This is a genomic window from Nonomuraea sp. NPDC051191, from assembly GCF_044455665.1.
Taxonomy (GTDB): Bacteria; Actinomycetota; Actinomycetes; order Streptosporangiales; family Streptosporangiaceae; genus Nonomuraea.
Genome location: NZ_JBITEZ010000008.1, coordinates 22,492 through 37,191, shown reverse-complemented (window position 1 = coordinate 37,191; position 14,700 = coordinate 22,492). Strand labels below are relative to the sequence as shown.

The window sequence follows — 14,700 nt, the reverse complement described above, 5'->3', positions numbered from 1 at the left end:
CCTTCAGATCAACAACCGTGAAGGAAAATGCCGCATGAGCGCAGAGCTGGTCCGACTTGCGATGACGGTGCTCCAGCCGGGGTTCGAAGGGACGTCGCCTCCCGACTGGCTGCGCCGCGCGCTGGGCGAGGGCCTGGGGGGTGTCATCCTGTTCGCCCGCAACTCCATCGGCGAGGAGCTCGTCCGTTCGGTGCGCGCCGAGAACCCCGGCGCGATCGTCGCGATCGACGAGGAGGGCGGCGCGGTCACCCGGCTCGAAGTGGCCGCGGGCAGCTCCTTCCCCGGCAACCGGGCGCTGGGCGTGGCCGACGACGTCGACCTCACCGAGCGGGTCGGCCGGCAGATCGGCCGGATGCTCGCCGAGCTCGACATCTCCCTCGACTACGCCCCCTCCGCCGACGTGAACGCCAACCCGGAGAACCCGGTCATCGGCGTGCGGTCGTTCGGGCCCGATCCCGAGCTGGTCGCCCGGCACACGGTCGCGTACGTGGCCGGGGTGCAGGGCGCGGGCGTGGCCGCCTGCGCCAAGCACTTCCCGGGGCACGGCGACACGATCACCGACTCCCACCTGGCGCTGCCCACCGTGCACGCCTCGCGGGCGGTGCTGGACGAACGCGACCTGCCGCCGTTCCGGGCCGCCATCGCGCACGGCGTACGCACGATCATGTCCGGCCACCTGCTCGTGCCCTCGCTCGACCCGTCGATGCCGGCCACGCTCAGCCACAGCGCCCTGACCGAGCTGCTCAGGGGCGAGCTCGGCTTCGACGGCGTGGTCGTCACCGACGCGATCGAGATGCAGGCGGTGGCCGCCATGTTCAGCCCCGGCGAGATCGCGGTGCGCGCGCTGGCCGCCGGCGTCGACGTCATCTGCGCCGGCCGGGCCGACGAGCGGAGCCTGCACGAGATGCGCGACGCCGTCGTCGCGGCCGTGCGCTCGGGCACGCTGGCGGAGGAGCGGCTGGCCGAGGCGGCCGAGCGGGTGCTCGCCCTGTCCACCTGGTACGCCGAGCGGTCCGCGCTGCGCGAGAAGGCCCGCGCCGACATCGACGAGGGCGTCGGCCTGGAGGCCGCCAGGGCCGCGCTGACCACGACCGGCTCCGCCGTGCTGGACCGGGCCCCGCTGGTCGTGGAGGTCAACACCCGGCTCAGCCAGGCGGTCGATCCGGCCACGCCGACCGGCATCACGGCGGCGCTGGCCGCCCGGCTGCCGAACACCGACAGGGTGCGCCTCGACCGCGACGGCGCGCTGCCCGCCTTCGACGACCGGCCCGTGGTGCTCGTGGTGCACGACGCCGCCCGGCATCCGTGGGTGCGCGAGGCGCTGGCGCGGGCGCTGGCCGTCCGGCCCGACGCGATCGTGGTGGACACCGGCATCAGCGACGCGCCCGTGGGGGCCGCCCACCTCGCCACGCACGGCATCTCCCGCGTCTCCGCGCAGGCGGCGGCCGAATGGCTGACCCGTTGAGCGCCGAGCCCGTGAACCCGGTCGCCACCGTGCGCGCGGTGCTGCCGTCGCTGACCCCGGCGGCGCAGGCCATCGGGCGCATCATCCTGGACGACCCCGGCCTGGTCGTGCGGAGCACGATCACCGAGTTCAGCGCGGTGTCGGGCACCAGCGAGGCCACGATCGTGCGCACCGCGCGGGCGCTCGGCTTCGCCGGGTACTCGCAGATGCGCTTCGCGCTGGCCGCCGCCGTGGCCAAGCAGCCGGAACGCCTGGTGCCCGGCGACCTGGCCCCCGACGACCCGCTGACCGACGTGATCGCCAAAGTGGCGCGGGCGGAGTCCGACGCGCTGGCGGACACGGCGGCGCAGCTCGACCCCGACCAGCTCGGCGAGGTCGTCCAGGCCATCGCGATGGCCCGGCGGGTGGACGTCTACGGCGTGGCCGCCTCGGGGCTGGTGGCCGCCGACATGTCGCAGAAACTGTTGCGCATCGGCCTGTCCAGCCACCCGTTCAGCGACGCCCATCTGGCCCTGACCAGCGCCGCGCTGCTGCGGGACGGCGACGTGGCGGTGGCCATCAGCTGCAGCGGCGAGACGCCGGACGTGCTGGTCCCGGCCCGTACGGCGGCCGAGGCGGGGGCGCTGATCGTGGCCATCACCAACAACCCGCGCTCGTCGCTGGCCGACCTGGCCAGCCACACGCTGGTGTCGGCCGGCCGGGAGACCGCCTTCCGGCCCGGCGCGCTGGCCAGCCGGATCAGCCAGCTCCTGATCGTGGACTGCATCTTCGTCGGCCTGGCCCAGCGCACCTACGACCGGGCCGAGGCGGCGATCCGCGCCACCCGCGACGCCACCGACCGCTACCGCAACCGGTGAGGGAGGACCGGGCGTCAGACGCGGGTGACCGAGACCTTCACCAGGTCGGCCTCGATGCGCGCCGCCGTGGCCAGGAGCTCCGGCAGCAGTCCCTGCCTGATCTCGTGCAGGCTGGTACGGCCGGCGTGCGTGGAGACGTTCACGGCGGCGACCGTACGGCCGGCGTGGTCGCGTACGGGCGCGGCGACGGACCGCAGGCCCTCCTCCAGCTCCTGGTCCACCATGGCCCAGCCGCGCAGGCGCACCTGCTCCAGCTCGGCCCGCAGCGCGGCGGGCCGCACGACGGTCCTGGAGGTCAGCTCGCGTAACGCGGCGCGTCCCAGGTAGTCCTCCAGGCCGGCGGGCGGCAGGGCGGACAGCAGCACCCGGCCCATCGACGTGCAGTAGGCCGGGAAGCGGGTGCCGATGCTGATCGACACGCTCATGATCCGGGCGGTGGCGACGCGGGCGACGTAGACGACGTCCTCGCCGTCGAGGACCGCGACCGAGGCGGACTCGTGCACCTCGGCTGCCAGGCGTTCCAGGTGGGGTCCGGCGACCTCGGGCAACGACAGGCCGGACAGGTAGGCGTACCCCAGCTCCAGAACGCGGGGGGTGAGCGCGAACAGCCGGCCGTCGCCGCGCACGTAGCCGAGGTCGGCGAGCGTGATGAGGAAGCGCCTGGCGGCGGCGCGGCTGAGGCCGGTCGCCCGCGCTACCTGACTGAGCGTCAGCTCGGGCGCCGCGGCGCTGAACGCGCGGATCACCGCGAGCCCTCTGGCCGGCGACTGCACATGATCGACCATGGTGATCCCTTGACAGGAGCCGACAAGGGCGTAGTTTCCGCCATACCGAGCTGTTCGGACAGAGAATACCTGTGCGCATAGCGAACACCTGGGAGCAGCCGTGCGTCGCGCTCTGATCATCCTCGCCGCCGTGCTCGTGACCGCCTGCGGCGGCACGCAGCCGGGTACGCGGACGGAAGGCAAGGACGAGGTCAACGCCGGAGTGATCGCGATCGTGGACACCGCGCCCATCCACCTGGCCAGGTCCAAGGGCTTCTTCGCCGAGCAGGGCATCGACCTGACGATCCCCCCTGTGCAGGGCGGCGCGGCCGGCATCTCCGGGGCGGTCGGCGGCCAGTTCCAGTTCGCCTTCGCCAACACCACCTCGCTACTGACCGCCAAGCAGCAGGGCCTGGACGTCAAGGTGGTGGCCAACGGCGTCTCCTCGACCGGACGGCAGGGCGAGGACTTCAGCGCGGTGCTGGTCGAGCCGGGCAGCCCGATCAGGTCGGCATCGAGTTCGTCGAGCTGCCCTTCCCCGACGCGCCCGCGGCCCTGAAGAGCGGCCGGGTGGACGCCATCTGGGTGGTCGAGCCGTTCGTCAGCCAGGCGATCAGCCAGGGAGCGCGGCCGGTGGCCTGGAACTTCGCCGACGCCGCCCCCGACCTCACCGTCGCCATGTACTTCACCACCGGCCGAACCGACCCCGGCCTGACCAGGCGGTTCACGGCGGCGATGCGCAAGTCGCTGGAGTACGCCGACGGCCACCCCGACGAGGTGCGGCAGATCCTCGGGACGTACACGAAGATCGCGCCCGAGGTGATCGCGAAGATCAACCTGCCGCGGTGGCCGGTCGAGGTGAACAAGGCGTCCGTGCAGACCATCGCCGACCTGGCGCTGGCCGACGGCGTGCTGACGAAGAGGATCGACGCTCGGCGAGACCATGCGCGGCTGGGCGCTGGGGCTGGCCGTGGCGTTCTGCGCGGCGGTCGCGGCGGGCGTGCTGATCGGGACCGTGCCGGGGCTGCGGGCGCTGACCGGCTCGACGGTGGAGTTCCTGCGGCCGATCCCGTCGGTCGCGCTGGTGCCGCTGGCCACGCTGCTGTTCGGCGCCTCGCTGGGCTCGACGCTGCTGCTCGTGGTGTACGCCGCCTTCTGGCAGGTGCTCGTCCAGGTCCTGTACGGCGTCGCCGCCGTCGATCCGGTCGCCCACGACACCGCGCGCTCGTACGGACTGTCGGCCTGGTCGCGGATCAGGCACCTGGTGTGGCCGACGGCGCTGCCGTACGTGATGACCGGGCTCAGGCTGGCGGCGGCGGTGGCGTTCATCCTGGCGGTGACGGCCGAGCTGGTGATCGGCAGCCCGGGGCTCGGCGCGGAGATCCAGGTGGCGCAGAGCAGCGGGGCCGTGCCCACCGTGTACGCGCTGATCGTGGTCGCCGGGTGCGTCGGCATCGTGGTCAACGCGGCCGTGCGGCTGCTCGAACGCCGGGTGCTGGCCTGGCATCCGGCCGTGCGCTCGGAGGCGGCGGCGTGAGGGCGCTCCGGCTGGTCGCGCTGCCCGCGGTGCTCGTGCTGGTGTGGTGGGCGGCCGGCGAGCCGGTGACCGGGCCGCCGCCGCGCATGGCCGTGGTCTTCCAGGAGTACGGCCGCAGCCTGTTCCCCTGGATGACCGTGCGGCAGAACGTCGAGCTGCCGTTGAAGGAGAAGCGGGTGCCGCGCGCGCGGCGGGACGAGCTGGTGACCGGGTCGCTGACGGCCGTCGGGCTGGCCGACGTGGCCGACGCGCATCCCTGGCAGCTCTCCGGCGGCATGCAGCAGCGCGTCGCCATCGCGCGGGCCGTGGCGTACGAGCCGCAGGTGCTGCTCATGGACGAGCCGTTCGCCGCCGTGGACGCGCATGTCATGGAGGACCTCACGATCGACCTGCCGCGCGACCGCGACCAGCTCACCACCCGGTCGCTGCCGCGGTTCGGCGAGCTGCGCGGGCAGGTCTACCGGCGGATCCAGCAGGCGAGAGGGGCACAGTGAGCACAGTGAGGGCAGCGGCGTTCGAGGTGCTGCGCCGGTACGGACTGACGACGATCTTCGGCAACCCCGGATCGACCGAGGTGTCGCTGCTGACCGGCCTGCCGGACGACCTCCGCTTCGTGCTCGCGCTGCACGAGGGTTCGGTCGTCGGCCTGGCCACCGGCTGGGCGATCGGGCAGGCCGGGCCCGCGCTGGCCGTGCTGCACACCACGGCCGGGCTGGGCAACGCGGTGGGCGCCCTGGCCACGGCCCGGGTGAACCGGGTGCCCCTGGTCGTCCTGGTGGGGCAGCAGGACCGGCGGCACCTGGCGCTGGAGCCGTTCCTCGCCGGGCGGCTGGCCGGGCTGGCCGGCGACTACCCGGTGTGGACGGACCAGCCGGTACGGGCGCAGGACGTGCCCGGCGCGCTGGCCAGGGCCTTCCACGAGGCGGTCACGCACCGGGGCCCGGCGCTGGTCGTGGTGCCCATGGACGACTGGGACGCGCCCTTCGCCGGCGAGACCCCGGCCGCGCCCGTCCGGGTGCTGCGGCCCGCCGCGGTGCCGGACGCCGGCCTGGCGCCGCTGGCCGAGCTGCTGGCCGGGGCGCGGTCCCCGGCGATCGTGGCGGGCGCGGGGGCGTCGTGGGGGCCGCTGGTGGAGCTGGCCGAGCGGCTGGCGTGCCCGGTGTTCCAGGAGTCGTTCGGGGCGCTGGCGGGGTTCCCGCAGGACCATCCCCAGTACGCCGGGGTGCTGCCGGCCGACCGCGGGCGGCTGCGGGCCGCGCTCGCCCCGCACGACGTCGTGCTGGCCGTGGGGGCGCCGGTGTTCCGGCAGTACCCGTACGCGCCGGGGCCGCTCGTCGAGCCGGGGACGGCGGTCGCCGTGGTCACCGACGACCCGGCCGAGGCGCACCGGAGCGCGGCCGACCTGGCCGTCCTGGCCCCGCCGGGAGCCGTCTGCGAGCGCCTGGCGGTCCTGGTGCCCGCCCGTTCCCCCGCTCCGGTGGACGTGGCCCCGGTTCCCGAGGTGCCCGGCGGGGAGCCGATGCGGGCCGCGTACGTGCTGCGCGAGCTGGCCCGGCGGCTCCCCCGCGACGTCGTGCTGCTGGAGGAGACCCCGTCGTCCCGTCCTGACCTGCACCGGCTGGTCCCGGCCAGGAACCCGCTGGGCTTCGTCTCGGCGGCCATGGGCGGGCTCGGGTTCGCCGTGCCCGCCGCGGTCGGCCTGCGTATGGCGCTGCCCGGACGTCCGGTGGTCGCGGTCGTGGGCGACGGCTCGGCGCTCTACGGCGTGCACGCCCTGTGGAGCGCCGCCCACTACCGGGTGGGCGCGCTGTTCGTCGTGCTCGCCAACGGCCGCTATGCGGTCATGGACCGGCTGGCCGACCGGCAGGGCGGCAAGGCCCCTTGGCCGCCGTTCACCGAGGTGGACATGGGTGCGCTGGCCAGGTCGCTGGGCTGCCCGGCCCGGCGGGTGGACGGCCCCGCCGAGCTGGCAGCCGCGCTCGACGAGGTGATCCCGTCGCTGGCCGGGCGCGAGGAGCCGCTGCTGCTCGACGTCGCCGTGACCGTGGACCCGGACTTCCAGCCCTGAGCGGGCTCACCAGGCCGAAGGACGCCGCCCGTCGTCGGTCGTGGGGTCGAAGCAGAGCTCGGGGGTGGCGTCCGGCTTGAACACCTCGTCCAGGGACCATCGCTCGTACGGGCGGGCGCACGGCGGCGCGCCGGCGATCGACAGCTCGCGGGCGTCGAGGTCCATCACGACGGAGTAGACCGTGCGGCACTGCTCGGCCAGGGTGGCGTCGGGGTCGAGGTGGCGGCAGACGCCGTCGGGGAAGGAGTAGTGGTCGCGCAGGGCGGCGACGACGTGCTCCAGGCCCACCGCGCGCTCGGCGGCGGTGTCCTCCAGCAGGTGGCGCACGCGTTCGGGGCGCAGCAGAGTCAGGCCGGACCGGGCCGCCTTCATGTCCTCCAACGGCAGCTCGGCCTCGAAGTGGTTGGCGTGGGTGAGCAGGCCGTCGCGCGGCAGCAGCGCGCCGAACGCGCCGGGCGCCACCTCCAGGTCGATGGCCTCGCCTCCGGCGTCGGCGATGAGCAGGTTGCCCGAGGAGACGCGCGGCACATCGAGCACCTTGCGGTGGGCCCGGCTCATCCGCTCCGACTGCAGCACCCCGCGCAGCAGATAGTGGTACGGCACCCCCGCCCCGGCGTGGTCGCGGTCGGACTGCAGGCGGTTCGCGCACACCCCGAGCCCCGCCGAGTTGAGCCCCGACTTGGCCAGCATGCCCGCCTCGGCCAGCGTGAGCACCGCGAACCCCTCGGTGTCGCGGGTGGCCAGCAGGAAGGTGACCGCGCCCTGCTCGGGATGCCAGTCCCAGTTCTGGGCGAGCAGGGTGTGACCGTCGCGGGTGTACTTGGGCAGGACGGCGACCGAGGTGCAGCCGTCGTCGTGGTAGCCGGTGCCGTCGAGCAGCTCGGTACGGGCGTTGAGCGCCGCGATGTGCTCGACCGGCCGGCCCGCGCCCGCCGCGAGGCCCTCCAGCATGGCGGCGATGCTCGCGTCGTACGCCCTGGCCACGTCGAGGAAGGTCTGGCCCCAGCGCAGCACGTCGGCGGCGGAGAGCCCCGACTTGTCGCGGAAGCGCCGCAGGTAGGTCTCGACGCTCCGCGCGACCAGGTCGGCGGTCTGGTGGCCGATCGCGGCCCCCATCTCCTCGTAGGTGCCCTCGACAGCGATGAGCGGGGTGTCCATGAATCGGCCTTCCGTGATGGGGGTGGGGCTCGCTCTTCTTCCCATTCCCCCCATCAGGGCTTCATCCCACCGCTCAGGAACGCTCGGCGGCCTCCACCACGTTGGACAGCAGCAGCGCGCGGGTCATCGGGCCGACGCCGCCCGGGTTGGGGGTGAGGAAGCCGGCGACCTCCTCCACGTCGGGGGCCACGTCGCCGGCGATCTTGCCGTGGACCCTGGAGACGCCCACGTCGAGGACGGCCGCCCCGGGCTTGACCATGTCACGCGTGATGAGCTCGGGCACGCCGGCCGCGGCCACGACGATGTCGGCGCGGCGCACGTGGGCGGCCAGGTCTTCGGTGCCGGTGTGGCAGAGGGTCACCGTGGCGTTCTCGCTGCGGCGGGTCAGCAGCAGGCCGAGCGAGCGGCCGACGGTGATGCCACGGCCGACCACGACGACGTCGGCGCCCTTGATCGGCACGTCGTACGCCTGGAGCAGCAGCACGATGCCGTGGGGGGTGCACGGGAGCGGCGCGTCGACCATGTGGACGAGGCGGCCGAGGTTGACCGGGTGGAGGCCGTCGGCGTCTTTGGCCGGGTCCATGCGCTCCAGCAGCGCCATCGTGTCGAGGTGCTTCGGCAGCGGGAGCTGGACGATGTAGCCGGTGCAGGCCGGGGAGGCGTTGAGCTCGTCGATGGCCGCCTCGACGTCCTTCTGGGTGGCGGTGGCCGGGAGGTCGACGCGGATGGAGGCGATGCCGACCTCGGCGCAGTCGCGGTGCTTGCCCGCGACGTAGATCTGGCTGCCGGGGTCGTCGCCCACCAGGACGGTGCCCAGGCCGGGCGTGATGCCACGGTCCTTGAGCGCGGCCACCCGGGTCGCGAGGTCTGCCTTGATCCTGGCGGCTGTCGCCTTGCCGTCGAGTTTCACTGCGCTCATGCCGTCAATCCTTCCACGACTCCCCGGCCCGCCGGCACCGGCCGCGCGTTCGTCCACAGTTTTTCCACAGATGGGAGGCAGACGGCCTCCGTTGTCCACAGGGTAACGATGACATCGTTGTCATCGATCAAGGAAAGACATATCGTGGCGCCGACAGCACGCCAGACGGAGGTTCCCCTTGCCTGCCCGCTCCCCCCTGCCACGCCTCGGCGGTCGCCGCCGGCCCGGCCACCCCGTACGCGGATGAGGTGCGTACTCGCCGTCGACATCGGCGGGACCAAACTCGCCGCCGCGCTGGTCGACGAGGCCGGTTCCGTCCTGCGTCCGGCCACCCGGCCCACGCCGCGGGCCGACGTCATGGCCGCCCTGAAGGACCTCGTCGCGGAGGTGACCGGCGGGGGCCCGCCCCCGCACGCCGTCGGGGTCGGCTGCGCGGGCCCGCTCGACCTCACCACCGGCACCGTGAGCCCGGTGAACATGCCGAGCTGGCGCGGCTTCCCGCTGCGCGACGAGCTGCGGCGGCTGACCGGCCTGCCGGTGGTGCTGGCCGGCGACGCCCAGTGCATGGCGCTCGGCGAACACTGGCTGGGCGCCGGGCAGGGCAGCACCTCGCTGCTCGGAGTCGTCGTGTCCACCGGCATCGGCGGCGGCCTGGTGATCGGCGGCGCGCCGCTCCTGGGCCCGGCGGGCAACGCCGGGCACGTCGGCCACATGAGCGTCGATCCGGGCGGCGAGCGCTGCGAGTGCGGCGGCCGGGGCTGCGTCGAGCGCTACTCCAGCGGCCCCAACCTGGCCCGCTGGGCCCTGGAGAGCGGCTGGGCGCCCGTCGGCGACCGCGACGCCAGGGCGCTGGCCGCCGACGCGGCCGGCGGGCATCCGGTGGCCGTGGCGGCCTTCGAGCGCGGCGCCAGGGCGCTGGCGGGCATGATCGCCTCCACGGCGGCCGCGGTCGAGCTCGACACCGTGGTCATCGGCGGCGGCGTGTCGGCGGCAGGAGAGGTGCTCTTCGGCCCGCTGGAGCGGGCGCTCGACGACGTGGCGGGGCTGGCGTTCGTCCGGTCGGTCCGGGTGCGGCCGACCACGCTGGGCGTGCGCGCGGGGCTGGCCGGGGCCGCCCGGCTCGCGTGGCGCCTGTCGAGCTAGTCCCGCCCGGCTCGCCTGGCGCCTGTCCGGTCAGTCGCGCTCGGCGAAGCGGGCCTCGCGGCGCTCGATGATCCGCCGGGTGAAGGGGATGAGCTCGACGACGCGGCTGCCGAGGTACGCGCCCACGAAGGCGAAGACCAGGAGGACAAACGGGCTGGTCGAGAAACCGTTCATGGTCACGAAGGCGTGCAGGGTCGCGTCGAGCATGGGGACTCCGGGGGAATGAGCACGGCAGGGCGGCAATCAGGGTAACCGGGCCGGGCCGATGCTCGCCGCCGAAAACGGATAAAGGGCGACAAGTGATCTCTTGTCGCCCTTTATATGATCAACCGGTATCAACCGGCGATCAGTGGAAGAAGTGGCGGGTTCCGGTGAAGTAGAGGGTGACGCCCGCCTGCTCACAGGCGTCGATCACCTCCTGGTCCCGGATCGAGCCACCGGGCTCCACGATCGCCTTGACCCCGGCCTCGATCAGCACCTGCGGCCCGTCGGGGAACGGGAAGAACGCGTCGGAGGCGGCGACCGAGCCCGCGGCCCGCTCCCCCGCCCGGCTGACCGCGAGGCGGCAGGAGTCGACCCGGTTGACCTGGCCCATGCCCACGCCCACCGTGGCGCCGTCGGCGGCCAGCAGGATGGCGTTCGACTTCACCGAGCGCGAGGCGCGCCAGGCGAAGGCCAGGTCGGCCAGCAGCTCCGGCGAGGCCGCCGCGCCGGTCTTGAGCTCCCACGCCGACGGGTCGTCGCCGCCGGCGTCGATCCTGTCGACCGCCTGCAGCAGCAGGCCGCCGTCGATGCGGCGGAACTCCAGCGGCTGGGACGGCCCCTCCGGGCAGCGCAGCAGACGCAGGCTCTTCTTGGCCCGCAGCACCTCCAGCGCCTCCGCGCTGAAGCCGGGGGCCACGACGACCTCGGTGAACACGTCGGCGATCTGCCGGGCCAGCTCGACGGTGACCTCGCGGTTGACCGCGATCACGCCGCCGTAGGCCGAGACGGGGTCGCAGGCGTGGGCCTTGCGGTGGGCCTCGGCCACGTCGGCGCCGACGGCGATGCCGCACGGGTTCTGGTGCTTGATGATCGCCACGCACGGCTCCGCGAAGTCCCAGGCCGCCCGCCAGGCCGCGTCGGAGTCGAGGTAGTTGTTGTAGGACATCTCCTTGCCGTGGAGCTGCTCGGCGTTGGCCAGGCCGCCCGAGCCGGAGGTGTAGAGGGCGGCGCGCTGATGGGGGTTCTCGCCGTAGCGCAGGGTCGCCTTGCGCTCGTACGCGGTGCCGGTGAACTCGGGGAACTCCTCCCCGCCCGCGTACGGCCCGGCGAACCAGTTGGCCACGGCCACGTCGTAGGCGGCGGTGTGGGCGTAGGCGACACCGGCCAGGTGGCGGCGCTCGTGCAGCGTGAACCCGCCCTCGTCCAGCGCGGTGAGCACGTCGCCGTAGGCGGCGGGGTCGACCACGACCGCGCAGGTGGCGTGGTTCTTGGCGGCGCCCCTGATCATCGCGGGCCCGCCGATGTCGATCTGCTCGACGCACTCCTCGTCGGAGGCCCCGGAGGCCACCGTCTGCTGGAACGGGTAGAGGTTGACCACCACGAGCTGGAACGGGTCGATCTCCAGCTCGTCGAGCTGGGCCACGTGGTGCGGCTTGGTGAGGTCGGCCAGCAGGCCGGCGTGCACGCGCGGGTGCAGCGTCTTGACCCGGCCGTCGAGGCACTCGGGGAACCCGGTGAGCTGCTCCACCTTGGTCACCGGGATCCCGTGGGACGCGATCGCGGCGGCCGTGCCGCCGGTCGACACGATCTCCACGCCGGCGCCGTCGAGTGCCCTGGCCAGCTCTTCGAGCCCGGACTTGTCGTAGACAGCGATCAGCGCGCGCCGGATGGCGATGCGAGTCACGTGCTTTCCCCTCCTGATTGGTTGCCGATGCGGACGGTTCGTCCGCTGACCGTCCAGCCCTCACGGGCCATCCGGCCGACGATGTCGACGAGCAGGCGGCGCTCGACGGTCTTGATGCGCTCGTGCAGGACCGGCTCGTCGTCATCCGGCAGCACGGGCACCGCCTCCTGGGCGACGATCGGCCCGGTGTCGATCCCCGCGTCGGCCAGCATCACCGTGCAGCCGGTCACCTTCACCCCGTGGGCCAGCGCGTCGCGCACGCCGTGGGCGCCCGGGAAGGACGGCAGCAGCGCCGGATGGGTGTTGAGCACGGGGAACGCGTCGAGCGTGGGCGCACCCAAAATTTTCATGAAGCCCGCCGACACCACCAGGTCGGGCTCGTACGATGCGATCTCGGCGGCGAGGGCGGCATCCCAGTCCGCCCGGGTCGCATGATCGCTCAGTTTTTCAACAAATGTCGGGACATTTGCCTTGGTGGCCCTGGCCAGGCCTTCTATGCCGTCCCGATCCGCGCCCACAGCCACCACCCGCGCACCGTACGCCGGGTCGGCGGAAGCGTCCAGCAGGGCCTGTAGGTTGGTTCCAGAGCCGGAGACGAGGACGACGAGCCGCCCAGCCTTTGACACGCACACTCCAAAGAATGGAAACAGGGTGGGGCTGACAGGGTATCTGTTCCTCGCCCGGCGACGCAGAGGAGGTCAGGTGTCGACACCGGTGCAGGCACCGGCGGGCCAGCAGCCCGCCGATTCAGCGGGTCGCCGTGCGATCTGGTTGTCCATCGCGGCGCTGGCCATGACGTTCATGCTGCCGCTCGCCGGCCTGGTCATGGCCCTGTTCGCGCTCATGTCCGGGGTCCGCGCGCTGCCTCGGCTGAGGGGCGCCCACAAGCCCACGGGCACGGCCGTCGGCGGCATCACCATCTCCTCCATCGCGCTGGCCCTGTCGGCGATGGCCACGGGGATGCAGCTCTACCTGATGGACGAGTACTCCGCCTACCAGGAGTGCATGAAGGGCGCGGGCACGGTCTCGGCCCAGGGCGAGTGCTTCACCCAGTTCCGTGACGCGGCGCAGCGCAAGCTGCCGCCCGACGTCCTCCAGCTGCTCGGGGCGATGCAGCCCTAGTCACGGTCCCAGGCGTAGGGGTCGACGTAGATGACGTGACCGCCGCGGTCGTCGGACTCGTCCACGATGTCCTTGCGCGGCGGGCGGGCCGGGTCGCCGGGGCCGCCGGGCGTGGTCCCGGCCGGGCGCGGGCGGGCCTGGGCCAGGGTCTCGGCCTCCGCGGAGGCGTGCTCGTCCTGCCAGTCGTCCCTGATGACCGGGATCTCCTGGGTGTCGGCCTCGGTGGCGTCCATCCAGTGGCCGGGCAGCGGGCGCGGGTCGGACTCGGCCAGGCCCACCTTGCTGGCCGCCTTGGCGATGGCCGCGCCCGCCTTGCGGACCGGCGCGGCGGCCTTGTCGAGCGGCGCGCGGGCCTTCTTGTTGAGCAGCAGCAGGTTGGCCACGCCCGCCGAGATGCCGGCGGCCACGCCGACCTCCAGGGCCACCGACAACGCCACCTCCCACGGGGACGGGCCGATCGCCGACAGCCGGCCGCCGCCGATGGGCCCGCCGGACAGCGCGGCCAGCAGGCCGGCGACCAGGCCGGTGGAGACGCCGGTCAGGAAGCCCCACAGGGGGGCGGCCTCGTACGAGTGCGAGGGCGAGATGCGGGCCACGAACACGCCCGCCACCGCGCCCGCCGCGAACGGCAGCGCGATCACCGCCATCATCCACGCGGGCACGGGCCCGCTCTCGGGCAGCGCGCCCAGCATCGGCAGGCTGGGCACCGTGCCGAGCTGGACGCCGGTCGGGGCGACCAGCGTGTCCGCGCCGATGGCGAAGCCCGGGCCGGCGATGTACGAGGAGGCCCAGATCACGGCGTTGAGCAGGTAGAGGAGCTGGAGCAGCAACAGCAGCACGCCGCCGACGAACCCCGGCGCGAGCACGTCCGACAACTCCCTGACCTGCCCGAAGTTCAGCACGACCGCGACCAGCACCAGCCCCAGCCCGGACGCCAGCAGCGCCGTGGTGGCGACCGCCGTGCCGACCGTGACGGCCCGCAGCCGCTCGGGCAGCAGCTTGAGCATGATCCGCCACGGGCCGATCATGCGCGCGGTGGCCAGCGAGCCCGCCAGGAAGGCCAGCACGAAGTGGCTGAGCAGCGCCTCGCCGATGAACGGCTGGGTGATCTCGTTGCTCGCCACCAGCGCGATCAGCCCGGCCAGCAACGCGTAGGGGGCCGCCAGCGAGACGCCGGCCTGGCCGACCAGCACGAGCTGCGCGCGGCGGCGGGCGTTGGCCTGCTCGCGCGGGCTGTTCTTGGGCAGCCGGGCGGGCAGGCGCAGCCGCAGGTCGGCGTCGCGGGCCATCCACCGGCCGGCGCGGTAGAGCAGGAACGCGGGCAGCACCATCAGCCCGAGAGGCAGCAGCCCGACCCGGCCGCCGGGCATCGCGAACCCCGCGTGGTGCGCGGCCAGCCAGAGCTGCGCCGCGGCGCGGAACACCCCCGGCAGGCCCGCGCCGAGCGTGCCGCGCGGCGCGGCGATCCAGCCGACGAGGGTGAGCGTGGTGAGCACGGCCAGGCCGACGCCCAGCGTGCAGGCGGCGGCGAGCATCCCTGACACGGGTAGCGGCCGCCTCGTCTCGTCGTCGTCGGTCGAGACCCCGGGGAGCTTGCCGAGCACCGACTTGGGGGCGGTACGCAACTGGTCGAGAATGGCCGTCACAGATGTGATTTTCTCAATCTTTCCCAACCATCGCTTGGTTGACGCGCCGCAGCGGGTCCACTTTGTCACCGAGACACCCCCGCGAACGCGTCCCACCCCCTTGCCCAGCCCTTTACGCGCCGCCCCGACGGCC

The 14,700-nt window shown here is 73.6% G+C and carries 14 protein-coding genes and 2 pseudogenes; 9 read left to right on the top strand and 7 right to left on the bottom strand.

Annotated elements, in window-relative coordinates:
• Positions 1-34: 34 nt before the first annotated feature.
• Together ACIA8R_RS23620 and ACIA8R_RS23615 are read left to right on the top strand one after the other, a co-directional pair.
• Complete coding sequence (locus ACIA8R_RS23620; protein WP_364086057.1) at positions 35-1,465, top strand: glycoside hydrolase family 3 N-terminal domain-containing protein; 1,431 nt, start codon at positions 35-37, stop codon at positions 1,463-1,465.
• Complete coding sequence (locus ACIA8R_RS23615) at positions 1,450-2,322, top strand: MurR/RpiR family transcriptional regulator (protein WP_357707767.1); 873 nt, start codon at positions 1,450-1,452, stop codon at positions 2,320-2,322. Before ACIA8R_RS23620 ends, ACIA8R_RS23615 begins: the two co-directional genes overlap by 16 nt.
• 14 nt (positions 2,323-2,336) lie before the next feature.
• Here ACIA8R_RS23615 and ACIA8R_RS23610 read toward each other — a convergent pair whose 3' ends face one another.
• On the bottom strand, positions 2,337-3,107 hold the full coding sequence (locus ACIA8R_RS23610; protein WP_397040349.1) for an IclR family transcriptional regulator C-terminal domain-containing protein: 771 nt from the start codon (positions 3,105-3,107) through the stop codon (positions 2,337-2,339).
• 100 nt (positions 3,108-3,207) lie between these two features.
• Between ACIA8R_RS23610 and ACIA8R_RS23605 the strand changes: the two genes are divergently transcribed.
• From ACIA8R_RS23605 to ACIA8R_RS23585, 5 genes and pseudogenes are all read left to right on the top strand, one after another.
• Positions 3,208-3,645: an ABC transporter substrate-binding protein gene (locus ACIA8R_RS23605; RefSeq protein ID WP_397040347.1), complete on the top strand. Its 438-nt coding sequence runs from the start codon at positions 3,208-3,210 to the stop codon at positions 3,643-3,645.
• Positions 3,600-3,803, top strand: a pseudogene (locus ACIA8R_RS23600) (ABC transporter substrate-binding protein); the annotation flags it as partial. The gene ACIA8R_RS23605 and the pseudogene ACIA8R_RS23600, both read left to right, overlap by 46 nt.
• 226 nt (positions 3,804-4,029) lie before the next feature.
• On the top strand, positions 4,030-4,623 hold the full coding sequence (locus ACIA8R_RS23595) for an ABC transporter permease (protein WP_397040345.1): 594 nt from the start codon (positions 4,030-4,032) through the stop codon (positions 4,621-4,623).
• Positions 4,624-4,676: 53 nt separating this feature from the next.
• A pseudogene (locus ACIA8R_RS23590) lies at positions 4,677-5,117 on the top strand (ATP-binding cassette domain-containing protein); the annotation flags it as partial.
• Between the two features lie 5 nt (positions 5,118-5,122).
• The gene (locus ACIA8R_RS23585) at positions 5,123-6,691 is read left to right on the top strand and encodes a thiamine pyrophosphate-dependent enzyme (RefSeq protein WP_397040343.1); all 1,569 of its coding nucleotides are present in this window, start codon (positions 5,123-5,125) and stop codon (positions 6,689-6,691) included.
• 6 nt (positions 6,692-6,697) lie between these two features.
• Here ACIA8R_RS23585 and ACIA8R_RS23580 read toward each other — a convergent pair whose 3' ends face one another.
• Both ACIA8R_RS23580 and ACIA8R_RS23575 read right to left on the bottom strand, forming a co-directional pair.
• Positions 6,698-7,849, bottom strand: coding sequence for a C45 family peptidase (locus ACIA8R_RS23580; RefSeq protein WP_357707773.1), 1,152 nt, complete (start codon positions 7,847-7,849; stop codon positions 6,698-6,700).
• 73 nt (positions 7,850-7,922) lie between these two features.
• The gene (locus ACIA8R_RS23575) at positions 7,923-8,768 is read right to left on the bottom strand and encodes a bifunctional methylenetetrahydrofolate dehydrogenase/methenyltetrahydrofolate cyclohydrolase (protein WP_357707774.1); all 846 of its coding nucleotides are present in this window, start codon (positions 8,766-8,768) and stop codon (positions 7,923-7,925) included.
• Positions 8,769-9,011: 243 nt separating this feature from the next.
• Between ACIA8R_RS23575 and ACIA8R_RS23570 the strand changes: the two genes are divergently transcribed.
• Entirely contained in the window at positions 9,012-9,911 is a 900-nt protein-coding gene (locus tag ACIA8R_RS23570) for an ROK family protein (RefSeq protein WP_357707775.1), read from the top strand.
• 30 nt (positions 9,912-9,941) lie between these two features.
• On the opposite strand, the gene ACIA8R_RS23565 is transcribed toward ACIA8R_RS23570, so the two are convergent.
• The 3 genes from ACIA8R_RS23565 to purN form a co-directional block, all read right to left on the bottom strand.
• Entirely contained in the window at positions 9,942-10,118 is a 177-nt protein-coding gene (locus ACIA8R_RS23565; RefSeq protein WP_357707777.1) for a hypothetical protein, read from the bottom strand.
• 139 nt (positions 10,119-10,257) lie between these two features.
• Positions 10,258-11,799, bottom strand: a complete 1,542-nt coding sequence (gene purH / locus ACIA8R_RS23560) for a bifunctional phosphoribosylaminoimidazolecarboxamide formyltransferase/IMP cyclohydrolase (protein ID WP_364086036.1) — start codon at positions 11,797-11,799, stop codon at positions 10,258-10,260.
• Entirely contained in the window at positions 11,796-12,425 is a 630-nt protein-coding gene (gene purN / locus ACIA8R_RS23555) for a phosphoribosylglycinamide formyltransferase (protein WP_364086033.1), read from the bottom strand. The genes purH and purN overlap by 4 nt, the downstream gene beginning before the upstream one ends.
• A gap of 76 nt (positions 12,426-12,501) precedes the next feature.
• Here purN and ACIA8R_RS23550 point away from each other — a divergent pair, with 76 nt between their 5' ends.
• Complete coding sequence (locus ACIA8R_RS23550) at positions 12,502-12,921, top strand: hypothetical protein (RefSeq protein WP_357707783.1); 420 nt, start codon at positions 12,502-12,504, stop codon at positions 12,919-12,921.
• Here ACIA8R_RS23550 and ACIA8R_RS23545 read toward each other — a convergent pair.
• Positions 12,918-14,567 carry a DUF6350 family protein gene (locus ACIA8R_RS23545; RefSeq protein WP_357707785.1) on the bottom strand — a complete coding sequence of 550 codons (1,650 nt, stop codon included), beginning with the start codon at positions 14,565-14,567 and terminating at the stop codon, positions 12,918-12,920. The two genes, ACIA8R_RS23550 and ACIA8R_RS23545, sit on opposite strands and share 4 nt — an antisense overlap.
• Between the last annotated feature and the right edge of the window lie 133 nt (positions 14,568-14,700).

Excerpts from the sequence above, each read along its gene's own strand:
- ACIA8R_RS23620 (WP_364086057.1), top strand. The coding sequence starts at position 35 with ATGAGCGCAGAGCTGGTCCGACTTGCGATGACGGTGCTCCAGCCGGGG.
- ACIA8R_RS23615 (WP_357707767.1), top strand. The coding sequence starts at position 1,450 with ATGGCTGACCCGTTGAGCGCCGAGCCCGTGAACCCGGTCGCCACCGTG.
- ACIA8R_RS23610 (WP_397040349.1), bottom strand. The coding sequence starts at position 3,107 with ATGGTCGATCATGTGCAGTCGCCGGCCAGAGGGCTCGCGGTGATCCGC.
- ACIA8R_RS23595 (WP_397040345.1), top strand. The coding sequence starts at position 4,030 with ATGCGCGGCTGGGCGCTGGGGCTGGCCGTGGCGTTCTGCGCGGCGGTC.
- ACIA8R_RS23580 (WP_357707773.1), bottom strand. The coding sequence starts at position 7,849 with ATGGACACCCCGCTCATCGCTGTCGAGGGCACCTACGAGGAGATGGGG.
- ACIA8R_RS23575 (WP_357707774.1), bottom strand. The coding sequence starts at position 8,768 with ATGAGCGCAGTGAAACTCGACGGCAAGGCGACAGCCGCCAGGATCAAG.
- ACIA8R_RS23570 (WP_357707775.1), top strand. The coding sequence starts at position 9,012 with ATGAGGTGCGTACTCGCCGTCGACATCGGCGGGACCAAACTCGCCGCC.
- ACIA8R_RS23565 (WP_357707777.1), bottom strand. The coding sequence starts at position 10,118 with ATGCTCGACGCGACCCTGCACGCCTTCGTGACCATGAACGGTTTCTCG.